Annotated in this window: 7 protein-coding genes; 4 read left to right on the top strand and 3 right to left on the bottom strand. The window is 46.2% G+C overall.

The window, feature by feature from the left end:
• The first annotated feature begins 178 nt into the window (after positions 1–178).
• Positions 179–1,081 carry an AraC family transcriptional regulator gene (locus BVU_RS01900; protein WP_005842369.1) on the top strand — a complete coding sequence of 301 codons (903 nt, stop codon included), beginning with the start codon at positions 179–181 and terminating at the stop codon, positions 1,079–1,081.
• Between the two features lie 103 nt (positions 1,082–1,184).
• On the opposite strand, the gene BVU_RS01905 is transcribed toward BVU_RS01900, so the two are convergent.
• The 3 genes from BVU_RS01905 to BVU_RS01915 form a co-directional block, all read right to left on the bottom strand.
• Complete coding sequence (locus BVU_RS01905; protein ID WP_005842371.1) at positions 1,185–2,096, bottom strand: nucleotidyltransferase; 912 nt, start codon at positions 2,094–2,096, stop codon at positions 1,185–1,187.
• Positions 2,097–2,230: 134 nt separating this feature from the next.
• Positions 2,231–4,588, bottom strand: coding sequence for a BamA/TamA family outer membrane protein (locus BVU_RS01910; protein ID WP_008667658.1), 2,358 nt, complete (start codon positions 4,586–4,588; stop codon positions 2,231–2,233).
• The gene (locus BVU_RS01915) at positions 4,585–9,234 is read right to left on the bottom strand and encodes a translocation/assembly module TamB domain-containing protein (RefSeq protein WP_011964730.1); all 4,650 of its coding nucleotides are present in this window, start codon (positions 9,232–9,234) and stop codon (positions 4,585–4,587) included. The genes BVU_RS01910 and BVU_RS01915 overlap by 4 nt, the downstream gene beginning before the upstream one ends.
• Positions 9,235–9,944: 710 nt before the next feature.
• On the opposite strand from BVU_RS01915, the gene BVU_RS01920 reads away from it, so the two are divergent.
• The 3 genes from BVU_RS01920 (at position 9,945) to BVU_RS01930 (ending at position 13,451) form a co-directional block, all read left to right on the top strand.
• Positions 9,945–10,790 (top strand): peptidylprolyl isomerase, encoded by an 846-nt coding sequence (locus tag BVU_RS01920; protein WP_005840090.1) that lies wholly within the window; start codon positions 9,945–9,947, stop codon positions 10,788–10,790.
• Positions 10,791–10,802: 12 nt separating this feature from the next.
• Entirely contained in the window at positions 10,803–12,047 is a 1,245-nt protein-coding gene (locus BVU_RS01925; protein WP_008667661.1) for a M16 family metallopeptidase, read from the top strand.
• A 93-nt stretch (positions 12,048–12,140) separates the two neighbouring features.
• Positions 12,141–13,451: an MATE family efflux transporter gene (locus BVU_RS01930; protein WP_008667662.1), complete on the top strand. Its 1,311-nt coding sequence runs from the start codon at positions 12,141–12,143 to the stop codon at positions 13,449–13,451.
• Positions 13,452–13,457: the final 6 nt, after the last annotated feature.

A 13,457-nucleotide genomic window follows, 5' to 3' on the forward strand; every position in this document is an offset into this window, starting at 1 on the left:
ACACGTTATTATGTACAAATAGTTTGCCAGCATCCCCCTTTTAAATAGAATTAAGAATTCCTGCCATCACACGCCTCCGAATTCACATCCGTCAATTTCAATTAAAAAATAATATTATGAGAAAAAAAGAGTGGATTATTGACTTTTGATTTATACATTTGAGGCAAAATTAAGAAATATGGAACATGAAATAGGAAATATATCCATAGCCCGTATCCGACAGATGAATCCCAGTCTAAAAGGGATTAACAATGATTTCGTAATGGATAGAAGCGAACATTACATCCCCGAGAATATGAACCCCATCTTTAAATACCCATTACGGCTGGATGGAATCATTATCTCTATCCGTGAAAAAGGCTCTGCCAAAGTCAATATCAATTTACGGGAATACGACATTGAGCAAAACGATCTGATTATTTGCGCTCCCGGCGATATTCTACAGTCCATGTTATCACCGGGCATTCATTTGTCACAAATGTTTTTAATATCATCTGATTTCTTAAAAGAGATGTATATCAACCTGAACAGTTTCATGCCATTTTTCATCTCATTGAAAGAGAATCCCAAATTTCATTTGATGGAAGAAGAGGTACAGGAACTGAAATCATTCTATGAACTGATAGAAGAAACCGTAAGCCGGAACGATAACTTCAGGACAGAAATCGTACGCAGACTAATGGGGGCCTATTTATATAAGATAGGTTCCATCCTTCATAGAAAACAACCGGAATTCCTTTCCGAGAATCCGAAATCACTGAAAAGGGAAGAGGTATTGTTCAACCAGTTCATCAACTTGCTGACCGAACATCACCGTAAAGAAAGACGCGTAGATTTTTATGCGGAGCAATTATTCCTGAGTCCCAAACATTTCTCCACCGTAGTAAAGAAAGTAAGCGGAAAAACTGCCGGAGAGTGGATTGACGAATATGTGATACTGGAAGCCAAAGCACTGTTGAAATACTCCGTCATGTCTATTCAGGAAGTAGCTTATTTTATGAACTTCCCGAACCCTTCCTTTTTTGGCAAATACTTCAAGCACCATACCGGGTTATCTCCCAGCGAATACAAGATGCAATAATGAAAACAGAAGATAAAAAATAGTAATCCAACGGGGGCTGTCCGAAAAAAACGGACAGCCCCCGAAAGTAAATTATATAAGTGTGACTACACTACCTCTCATCTTAAAATAATTTTGCAGGATATTCACCGGCATCCACCAATGCCTGTATCTTGTCAACCACACTCTGACGGTCTTCAGGATAAGTTACTCCAAACCATTTGCTGGTAGTATCCAATACCTCAACGGTAGCAGTACCATCATTAATCAGCTTGTCCACCATCAGCGGAATAAAGAATTCGCTCTTCAAGTTTTCCATATTTTTAGGATCGCTCAAGAATGCTTTAAAGAATTCCTTGCTGTAAGCAAAGTAATCAGGAGTAAAGCCCCAGAAGTTCATGCTCACCGGAGTTGTGTCAGGGGTAGCTGTCCATTCGCCATTGTCGTCAATATACTTCACTTCTCCGTCTATGCGCTGAATTTTGGTACGTTCTACCACGGAAGTCAACAAATGATCCGCATTGGTTCCACAGATGCCGCGGGATACCGTTCCACTCTCGCTCAATGTATTTCCTACACGGAAGCCCACCATAGCATACGTGTTTTTAGCACCTTCGGGCAGTGCAGAAAGGAACTTGCCCATTACCTGGAACGAGTCACGGCCATAGAAGTCATCGCAATTGATCACCGCAAACGGTTCCTGTATCACATCAGCTCCCATCATGACAGCATGGTTAGTTCCCCAAGGTTTTGTACGCTCCGCAGGACAAGTAAAACCCTCCGGCAGATTGTCTAAAGCCTGGAATACCAGTTCGCAAGGAATATGACCTTCATATTTAGAAATAATCTTTTCACGAAAATCTTGTTCAAAATCTTTACGGATAACAAAGACCAGTTTTCCAAAGCCGGCGTTGATAGCGTCATAAATAGAATAATCCATAATAGTTTCGCCGTTAGGACCCAGACCATCCAATTGCTTCAATCCTCCGTAACGGCTGCCCATACCAGCCGCCAATAAAAATAAAGTTGGTTTCATAGTTTATTTATTTAAAATTGAATATTTGATGGTACAAAGCTACAAAATAATACGGAGGAAAAAAGCTACATTCCATTCAAATTCGAGCATAAATCAATCATTTCCCTCCTTTTGACGCAAATCAAGCCCTATTTCTAGAAAGGATAGCCGATGGCAAAGTGCAATCCCAGTCCATCCTTAAACTTAGGAATATTATAATATCCTTTCTTGCCGGTATCATACGGATCATGAAGAGCAATACCCAGATCCAGGCGGATCACCAGGAAAGTAAGGTCATAACGCAATCCCACCCCAGTACCCAAAGCTATACTTTTAGCAAAATTACGAAGAGTAAGCAAACCGCCGGGACGTATATTCTCACCTTCCTCATTCTTTTGTTCACGCAGTAGCCACACATTTCCCGCATCCAGAAAAGCTGCCCCGTACAAATCACCCAGGATAGGGAAACGGTATTCCACATTCGCTTCCAGCTTCACATCTCCGGTTTCATCCAGATAACCATACTGTTTATCTTCGGGACGATAAGAACCGGGGCCGATAGAGCGCACTGTAAACGCACGGATACTGTTAGCTCCCCCAATATAGAACTGCTCGCTGTAAGGCGCTACAGTCTGGTTCCCATATGCATACAAAATTCCCCCCATCAAACGAGTGGCTATATGCTGTTTCTCTCCGACTTTAAACAAACAACGCACTTCGGATGTCATTTTCAGGAATTGCGCATAAGGACTGTTTAATAACTTCTTATCTGTTTCCTTGAATCCCTTCCCAAAAGCAGCATACACCAACGAAGTCAGATTACCTGCCGAAGTAAAGGAAGTTTCCCACCATAAATTATTGCGTTTCTTCAACGGGGCGTTATCATACGTAAACGTATAACTCATAGCTGGAATAAACTGATTTCCCAAACTGATTTTCAAGCTCCGGTTCTTGTCCACTATCGTATCAAAACGTGTAGTAGTATGCTGCAACGTATTAAATGCCAGTCTGAAAGGAGTCACAGTATGTTTCCATACCCGCGAAGGCTGGAAATCATATGACACCGTTCCACCGAAAGAAAGCATTTTAAAGAAGCGGGCACGGTTCAACTGACTGGCATACAACTTGAATGAGGTATGCTGCGGAAATCGCGAGCTCATCATTTTTTTACTCATCCACGGCAACACCAGGCGAGGATACTCCAATGAAAAAGAAGTCCCCAACTCGTATGAGTTCAATTTAGAACTGTTCCCGTCCGCCGTAGAATTGGTCTGCCATTCGTATGACCCTTTCAACTGGAAAGAAAGCGTGGCGGCTGTACGCATGAAATTCTTCCGCGAGAGGCTGAAAATCGCTCCGGGACCAGTCTGATCCGTACTTTTGGTAGTCACATTGAATTCCAGTTCTCCGTCATACGGCAAATCGAATGTAGCATTCATCCGCACATTCAGCGTATCACACCCCGGCAATGTATCTTGCGGGGCATAGCGGAACTCGGCAAATTTGAAAATGCCCAAACGCGCCAAGGCTTCCTGCGTGAAATTCTGACGGGCCTGAGAATAAAGCTGCCCTTTCTGGTAAAAGAAGCGCTTAGCCAATACTCCGGGGCGGATACCGGGTTTCTTACCGCTATAGTGTAAAGTCATTCCCGGAAAGACGATGGAATCAGTAGGTTCCTCTCCTTTATATCCGGTAAGATAAACAGAAGTATTCCCTATATAATAAGGTCTTTTCGCATCGGCAGGCACTCCAGCTTTCGGGACAACCTGCAAACTGACCATTCCCGGTTTGCGCAAGGTATCCGCACGGAAAGTAATGAATTCGGGACGGAAATAATAATAACCATTGTTACGGAAAAGGGTACTCAGCCGCTGGCGCTCCTCCTCCAGTTTCAACACACTGAAATTATCTCCTTTATGCAATACCCTCTGGTCATAAGCAGCCCTGATCAGACTATCGGCGCGAGGAGGATATTTCAGATACATGACAGAGTCCAGATAATAAGGGTTCGCCATATCAATCTTATAACTTAACTTGGCTTTCCGAGGATTCTTCAACGAGTCTACAGAATAAGTCACAGCACCATTGAAAAAGCCATAATCATGCAACAGATTGGTGGCCACCTTCACACGGGTTTCCGGATTCACCGTAGACAAATACACCGGAGTAGACCCCAGCTTGTTGAAGATCCAATGCCCCACCCCCTTTTTATCCTGGTATTTCACAAAATCATTGTATATCCACAAACCGAAAGGAATGGGAAAACGCAAGGAGTTGCTTCCCAAAATGGCATTATTGGGAGGATAAGACAAAGCAGCCTCCACCTCTTCCAAGGTCTGGACACCGGCAGGGGTCTTGTCTTCATTCAGAATCTCCATATTTTTCACACCGACATATAGCGTTTCGTCTTCCGGCAAATTCCTGGTAGTAGAGCAGGCAGCTGTCATCAGCAACAATACCGATAATAGAAGCAGGTTTATGTTATGTTTTCTCTCCATATCTCCAACAATCATTTTTTCTTCTTAGACTTGAAAATAAACAGTTCGCCCAGGTGACTCATCTTCTTGCGAAGCACAATACCCACACCGGTCTCTATGATCTCACCTTCCAGCACACTCTCATAGTTCTTGTCGTGGAAGAGCTTGACATACCGGGTACCGCTGTTGTCCAAGCGGTATTCTATGGATACATTATCAATAAAGGTTTCATCCTGCTGTACCGTACTTCCGGTAGACACTTTACCGCCTACCACTATACGGAAGCGGTTATTCCAGAAACGTTTGGCGAACTGGAAATTATAATCCGTGCGTTTCCCGCCGCTATCGGCATCATCCACCGTTTCCATGCCCACATTGATATCAAGTGCTTTTCCGGCAATATTCGAGATTTCGCTCTGCAGGAATGAGTTCAAGGCATTATTCACATTAAATCCTCCCGTAGAGTTTCCTTCAGCCATATACATTCCGGTCACCAGCATGGTGACAGCCAGTTTTCCCCGTTCCTCCACCGACATGGCATTCAGCTGGTCTTGCACAGACGCATCCTCGGGAGCCGAAAGGGTAAACGCCAGCCCCAGATTCTCCAGACTCTGGCTCAAAGCGATCCCTACATCAAACCCGACGATACGCGAAGTCTTTCCATCCTCGCCCACCGAAGCACGGACCCTTTCGGCCGCGGTAATGTTCAGTTGCGGATTCATGATATTTCCCGTCCACTCCACATAACTGCCATTTTGAATATTAAAAGTCTTCAGCGGAATAATCGGAATCTGGTATTTCATCTCCCCGCTCATCAAGGAATAACGCCCGGTCAGCAACATATCCCCCTGAGGAGTGTACTGGAATGACAAGTCTCCGCCTCCTTCCAGCAACATATAGTTGGAGCCGTCCGGCACCAGATCCACACGTGCCTGCACCGCCTGGTCTATATGCATGGTCATGGCCACATCCATCCCTCCCAAAGAGATTTGCTGGACAGAGGACTCCTCTACCGAAGTTGTGTCGTTGAAATTGACAAAAGTCACCATATCCCCCAAACGGTCGTTCACCGTCAAGGGAGAGTCTTTCAGGACATAGGTCACATTGGTCTTCCCCAAGATGTTCATGTTCCCCCGCATCACCAGTTCCTCCACAGGACCGCGCAGCGTTGCGTTAAAATCCACATACATCTTGCCGTAAACCATAGCCCGCTTGGTACGGGGAGCATTCAGCAACTCATAATTCTCGGCATGCATTTTAAGGTTCACTGCCGTCCGTTCCAAATCCGAGAAATCCACCTCGCCGTTAATGGTAAAAGGAGTCTTGCCTTTGGTGAATATATCGAACTCCTTGAACATCATCTTACTGTTCACCACCTGCACCGGTTCATTATCAAAACGGAACATGGCAGACATCTCCGGCATGAAGAAAGTCACGGAATCCAATGCCAGTTCCCCATTCAGCAAGGGTTTGGCCGGATCACCTTTCATGGACAATGTTCCATCAATATCCCCGTCCAGTTCCACCATGCGGTCGGGCACAAACGGATTGGCGACATTCAGCGGAAAATGTTCGAAGGCTATATCCGCGCTCAGGCTTCCCGTTCCTTCCTCCGCGGGCAGATAGATACCTCCCAAATGAGCTATCTCCTCACCATCATGGCGTATATAGGCATCCAGATGATGATCCTTTGCCTCACCGGGCAGATACACACCACCCAGTTCCCAATTTCCCAACGCACTGCCTTCATATTTGAATTCATCTATACGCAAATCACTGCTCACCATCATATACGGACCGGAATCTATATAATGCGCTTCTGCTCCGATCCATCCTTCCATATCAGGCATATAGGGAAGGATACGCCGGAATTCTTTCAGATTGATGCGTGAAAGCTCCACCGTCATATCCTGTTTGGCTATGGTATCTTCCCGATTGGTATAGAAACTGAGTCCGGTCCCCTGCTCGTCATGCAAATCCAGATTTGCATGAATCCGCCCGTTGTCAGCCAGATAAATATAGTTATTTTTATTCACGGTAAAAGGACGGTATACCAACGTGGGATGCTCTGGAAAAACCTTCATGCGTATGCCGTGGCGGCGCAGGTCGGCCATCACGCCCATATATACTCCCTGTTCTTTACGGGCATTCAGGTATTGAACCAACAACTGGGCACTGTTGTTTCCCACATTTCCCTCCAGCGTCACATCAAACGCCTCCTGTCCCGGTTTGGGTCCGTTCACCACTCCGCTCAACATATTTATGCCATTCAGGTCCTGCTGTACATCCAAATAGATGGTATCCAAAGTCAGGCTGTCTGTACGCAATCCATATAAATAAGCCTCCCCGTTCAATCCCTCTGCCGGAGATGAATCCACATCCATAAACAGACGACTGTATGACAACCCCATCATTGACAGATAATTGGCTATCGGATTATCGGGACCGGAAGATATTTTCAGACATAGTCCCGGAAGAAATTCCCGAAGCTCCTCCTGTTCAATATGTTTGCTTTCCCATTGTTCCGCCAGTTTCTTCATCAGCAAATCCGCCCTGCCGGAAATGTATTCCATGTGCCCTGCTCCTTCCAGACTCAAATCAAGATCCCCCGCACGCAGATAAGCAAAAGTGGAATCTCTGGAAGTGCTGAATCCAGCAAACAGGTCCTTGGAATGGGAAGTGCGTTTGGCAGTGACAATCGTGGCATTCGTCATCTCGGCCTCTACGACATACCTTTTTCTGAGGTCACTGCTGAAACGGACCCCCAGGTGCTGGGAGGTCTGAAAACGGGTATCCATCAGATGAAGCGCCTGCCAATCCAAATGAGCCACATCCATTTTCAAGTCGCCCGAAACATCATGAGGTTTCAAGATACCATCCAAATGCGCCTTGATATCCATGGTCCAGTTTTTCACTGCCAGTGAAGCATGCACCTTCGATTTCTCCAGTCCGGCAGCCAATGAAATTCCTGTCAGATGATAACTGCCATAATGGAAACGGTCTATGCCGCCCTCCGCATTGAAATAAGTACGGGGAGAAAAAAAGTCAAAACCTTCCCCCTCCACTTTCAGACGGGTGGACAAGGTGTACAAAGAATCGGCAGGCATAAACTGGTGCAGGTCAAAATGATTGACAGCCAAGTCTGCCTCATACCTGTCACGCGACAAGTCGTATTTGGCAAACAGACGGGCTGCCCGTTCCATCTTGAAATCATCCGCTACGGAGATGCTGTCATTATAAACCGTTATAGGAATAGTATCGGCCGCAACCACCGCCTGGGCTTCGGGCTGCATCAGCAGCAGGTCCGTGCCCATTTTAGTGCCCGCCATCGTAAATTTGCCTTCCAAGCGCGTTCCGTATGGAATTTCTATTCCTTCAGCCAACGTGGAAACAAACTTCAAATCCTTGGTTTCAGCTTCCAAAGTGATATCCCCCCCGCGCAGCAGACTGTCTGTCAGATGGGTTAGCTCCCCCCGGGCGAACAATCCCAATGCACCGGGCAGCTCGGCAGTCAGCGTAGTCAGTTTCAGCTTGTTCAAATCACCGTCGATCCCTGTACGGATGCGCAAGGGTTCGGAAGGATACTGCCGGATAAACTTTTCATCCATACTTCCCATGAATCTCACCACATCCGGCTTTCCTATATCAGCCATCAGCCGTGCGGACACCAAGCCTTCATCCTTAAAATCCAAGGCATTCCAATCCATCGCAGCGTTCAGTTCCAGATAAGAATCCCGGGTTTCCAGTTTCAATGAAGGCACACGCAGCACCTTGTCATTGGAAACCATCCGCCCTGTGGCAGAAACGATTTCCACTCCCGAACGCTCTTTCAGCACAAACTGGCTGATTATGGCTTTCATATTCCTACCTCCGTAGTATAGGGAATCCAGTTTCACACCGATATCCGTCAGTGCAATATGGGAGGGGTCCAGTCCGGAGGACAGGCTGTCGGCAGCCAGCGGCTTCCCGTTATCGTAACGCACACGTCCGTTCTCTATCCGAAACGTTTGCAGCGAATAGGCCGATTTATGCAAGTCTATCAGCCCATCGCGCAGTATGGCATTATCCAGCGAAGCCGCCAATGACAAGCTGTCCAAAGGCATATCCAGCGCAAAGGATACATTCTGTAAATCAATATCCTGCAATATTATTTTCCAATAGGCGGTGTCGCTTGCAGCCGTATCGGCCGCAGCGGTGTCATTCAGGCAAAGAGATAAATCCGTATCTTTCAACAAGACTTTGTTAACGATGGCAGTTTCGGGGTCCAGTGCCACTCCATGACTGGAAATGAACAATTCCCCCAAAGTACCGTTCAACTTCATGCCATGTATCAAGTCATTAGAATTCACTGTGGCTCCTTGCAGGGATATGCCATCCACTTCCACCTGCTTTTTCAGCAGTGGCAGCAACTGCACATTCACTTGCAGGCGGCGTACACTGAGCAACGTATCATTATGCGGGGAAGCAGCATCTACATTGGTCACCACCAGATTCAACGGAAAAGACAAAGAGATACGTCCCACGGAGATATTCATACCAGTAGCTTCCGAGGCATATACAGCAGCTTTGTCCACCAGAAAATTCTGAATAGGTGGCAAATAAATCAATATACATAAAATGATGAACAGAATGAACGGAGATGCTATCGTCCACAATGTCCAACGAACATATTTTTTCTTCATCGAGTGTCTGTACAAGTATTCCTGCAAATTTAAACAATTTTATCGGCATAATGGTTGAAAGAACGCAGCTTTTATCTTTTGTTTCCCATAATTTATTAAAAAAGAACTTACGGACTACCTGTTGCCACTAGGAAAGATCTATAATCTTACCCCCGCAAAATTTAAATCTTTCAGCTCTCCCGTCTGTTCCCATAATATGAACAATACGGACAAGCCGACAGATTTCCAAGAAGACGGAAGCTACTTCCAACGTAGACGCAGTTCCTTTTTCTCACACACGTGCGCGCATATTACAAATATGATATAAATCCGGCATCCTTCATCAAAGACTTCCCTCTGAAACGATGGATGCCATACTACTATTCAATGCGAATTTCAAGACTTATGCAAACCATGTTATTCAGAAACTTTTTTAATTTTCTTTTTTCAAGTTTTATCATCTTCCGGTTTTGCCGCCGGTCTTTTTATCTATTTTCTTTCGTCTTTTCTCTTTCCGGTGCTTCTCTTCCCCTCACTCTGCCTCATTTACTTTTCTTCTCTACAAATTATAAGAACACGCACGTTTGTGAGGAAAAAAGACCTGGTTCTGCCGCGTCTGCGTCTGAAGTATTCCTCCGCTCTCTCCCTTTTTTTATCCTTCCTTTCTTCGCTTTTCCGCTCTTACTCTCAATTTTATTTCCTATCTTTGTCCGATAAATAAAAAATAGCTCATGACTTCAAACAAAATTTTACTAATATGCCTGGCCTTCATTGCATTGACTGCATGCAACGCCGGCTCGAAAAGACAAACAAATCATCATATGGAAAATGAAAAGCGTACCTTGGTAAAACTGGAAACCACCATGGGAAATATCACAGTGGCCCTGTATAATGAAACGCCGAAACATCGTGATAACTTTATCAAACTGGTAAAAGAAGGAGTATATGACAGTACATTGTTCCACCGGGTTATCAAACAATTCATGATCCAAGCTGGCGATCCGGACAGCAAAAACGCATCGGATACTGCCATGCTGGGCAGCGGTGATGTGGGTTACACCATTCCCGCTGAGTTCAATCCGAAATTCTTCCACAAGAAAGGAGTATTGGCGGCAGCACGCCAGGGTGATGATGTGAACCCCGAAAAGGCTTCATCGGGTTGCCAGTTCTATATTGTTACCGGACGCAAGTTCACCGAACCGCAATTGCTGGGCATGGAGAACAAAATAAACGAACAGCGTGAAGAAGCTCTGTTCGACAGTCTGGCACGCCAGCACATGAAGGAAATATACAAGATGCGCAAGGCAGGAGACAATGCCGGGTTACTGGAATTACAGGACACCTTGGAAGCCCAAGCCCGTGAGCTGGCGGACAAAGAAGAGAAATTCCGCTTCACCCCCGAACAGATCAAAGCATACAGCACCATAGGCGGCGCTCCCCACCTGGACGGTTCTTATACCGTATTCGGTGAAGTAACCGAAGGTATGGAAGTAGTGGACAATATTGAAATAGCAAAAACGAACCGCGCAGACCGCCCTATAGAGAATATCCGGATTCTCAAGGCAAGTATTCAGTAATTTGCGACTCAGATGATTAACATTAACCGATACACCTTGTCCAACGGGCTGCGTGTGATACACAATGAGGACAATACGACTCAGATGGTGGCACTGAACCTATTGTACGATGTGGGCGCACGCGATGAAGATCCTGATCATACCGGATTCGCCCATCTGTTTGAGCACCTGATGTTCGGAGGCTCCATCCATGTGCCCGACTATGACACTCCGGTACAAAATGCCGGAGGCGAAAACAACGCATGGACAAATAATGACATAACCAATTATTACATCACCCTCCCTCGTCAGAATGTGGAAACCGGATTCTGGCTGGAGAGTGACCGTATGTTGTCCCTCGACTTTAACCCGCGCAGTCTGGAAGTGCAACGGCAAGTGGTAATCGAAGAGTTCAAACAGCGGAACCTGAACCAGCCATACGGAGACGCCTCACATCTGCTACGCGCCCTAGCTTATAAGGTGCATCCGTACCAGTGGCCTACCATCGGTAAAGAAATCAGCCACATAGCCAATGCCACCCTTGAAGAGGTGAAAGCCTTTTTCTTTAAATATTATGCACCGGACAACGCCATTCTGGCTGTAACGGGACATATTACTTTTGAAGAGACAGTGACATTGGCTGAAAAGTGGTTCGGCCCTATCCCGCGCCGCAACGTAGCCCCCCGCTCACTGCCGGCAGAACCCCGGCAAACGGAGGAACGCCGACTGACAGTAGAGCGGAACGTGCCTGTAGACGCGCTCTTTATGGCATTCCATATCTGTGAACGACGCCATCCCGACTACTATGCTTTTGATATGCTAAGCGACTTGCTGAGCAGCGGACGTTCCTGCCGTCTGGTGCAGCATCTGGTACAAGAGAAACAGGTATTCAACAGTATCGACGCCTATATATCGGGCAGCATTGACGAGGGATTGTTCCATATCACCGGCAAACCCGCCCCAGGCGTCACGCTGGAAGCTGCCGAAGCTGCCGTATGGCAGGAACTGAAGGCATTGACGGAAGAAAGTGTGGATGAAGACGAGCTGGAAAAAGTAAAGAACCGCTATGAAAGTGAACAGATATTCAATAACCTGAATTACCTGAATGTGGCTACCAATCTGGCTTATTTTGAACTGACCGGCAAAGCGGAAGATATTAACAATGAAGTAAACAAATATCGCTCGGTCACTGCCGGCCAGATAAAAGAAGCTGCACAAAAAACATTTGTGCGAGAAAATTGTTCCACACTCTACTATAAAAGTAATTTGCCGACCTGATAATGTGCTAATTTGCCAACTGGCTGCGCCATGCGGAACACAGCGCAGCCAGTTGGCAAATTAGCATATTGGCACATTAGCAATTTATTAACCATGCAACATTACAAAGCACTTTTCACTTTAGGTATCCCTATCGTTATCGGCCAGATAGGTGTCATCATTTTGGGTTTTGCCGATACATTGATGATAGGCCATCACAGCACGAATGAATTAGCCGCCGCCAGTTTTGTCAACAATATGTTTACTTTGGCCATTATTTTCGCTACCGGATTCTCATACGGGCTGACTCCTATCGTAGGGAGTCTGTTCGGACGAGGAGAAACCCATGTAGTGGGACGAATGCTGAAGAACAGCCTGTTTGCCAACACACTGCTGGCCGTATTGCTCACACTCATCATGTGGATACTTTATCTGAATATCCACCGACTGGGGCAACCCGAAGAACTGCTGCCTTTAATGCGTCCCTACTTCATCGTTTTACTGATATCCTTGTTGTTTGTACTGCTTTTCAACGGTTTCAAGCAATTTGCCGACGGCATAACCGATACCCGCGTTTCCATGTGGATCTTATTGACAGGAAATGTAATGAACATTATCGGCAACTATATTCTGATTTACGGTAAACTGGGAATGCCCGAAATGGGATTGCTGGGAGCGGGAATTTCCACATTGGCCTCCCGTATCATGATGGTGATCGTGTTCGCCGTCATTTTTTTCTGTACCCGACGTTATCATATTTATAAAGAAGGCTTTCTACACAATACGCTCAACCGGGCAGACTTCCTGCACCTGAACAAACTGGGATGGCCCATTGCCATGCAGATGGGAATGGAAACTGCTTCGTTCAGTCTCAGTGCCATTATGGTGGGATGGATCGGGACTACTGCTCTGGCGGCCCACCAAGTGATGCTCGCCATTTCCCAAATCTGCTTTATGATGTATTATGGCATGGGAGCAGCCGTTGCCGTGCGGGTTAGCAACTTCCGCGGACAGAATGACCGGATGAACGTCAGGCGCTCTGCATACGCCGGATTCCATATCATGCTGCTCATCGCACTGATAGGCGCCCTGCCCATCTTCCTGCTGCGTAACGAACTGGGAGGATGGTTCAGCGACAGTCCGGCGGTCAGCGTAATGGTAGCACAACTTATCATTCCGTTCATCATCTACCAGTTTGGTGATGGATTACAGATAAATTTCGCCAATGCCCTTCGTGGAATCGCAGATGTGAAACCCATGATGTATATCGCATTCATCGCCTATTTCCTTATCTCCCTGCCGGCCGGCTATTTTTTCGGTTTCATCATGGATTGGGGAATCATAGGAATATGGATGGCATTTCCTTTCGGACTGACTACAGCCGGAATACTCTATTACCTGCGCTTTAACCGTGATACGAAATAAAAATAA

This window comes from Phocaeicola vulgatus ATCC 8482, assembly GCF_000012825.1.
Classification (GTDB): domain Bacteria; phylum Bacteroidota; class Bacteroidia; order Bacteroidales; family Bacteroidaceae; genus Phocaeicola; species Phocaeicola vulgatus.

Excerpts from the sequence above, each read along its gene's own strand:
- BVU_RS01900 (WP_005842369.1), top strand. The coding sequence starts at position 179 with ATGGAACATGAAATAGGAAATATATCCATAGCCCGTATCCGACAGATG.
- BVU_RS01915 (WP_011964730.1), bottom strand. The coding sequence starts at position 9,234 with ATGAAGAAAAAATATGTTCGTTGGACATTGTGGACGATAGCATCTCCG.
- BVU_RS01925 (WP_008667661.1), top strand. The coding sequence starts at position 10,803 with ATGATTAACATTAACCGATACACCTTGTCCAACGGGCTGCGTGTGATA.
- BVU_RS01910 (WP_008667658.1), bottom strand. The coding sequence starts at position 4,588 with ATGATTGTTGGAGATATGGAGAGAAAACATAACATAAACCTGCTTCTA.
- BVU_RS01930 (WP_008667662.1), top strand. The coding sequence starts at position 12,141 with ATGCAACATTACAAAGCACTTTTCACTTTAGGTATCCCTATCGTTATC.
- BVU_RS01920 (WP_005840090.1), top strand. The coding sequence starts at position 9,945 with ATGACTTCAAACAAAATTTTACTAATATGCCTGGCCTTCATTGCATTG.
- BVU_RS01905 (WP_005842371.1), bottom strand. The coding sequence starts at position 2,096 with ATGAAACCAACTTTATTTTTATTGGCGGCTGGTATGGGCAGCCGTTAC.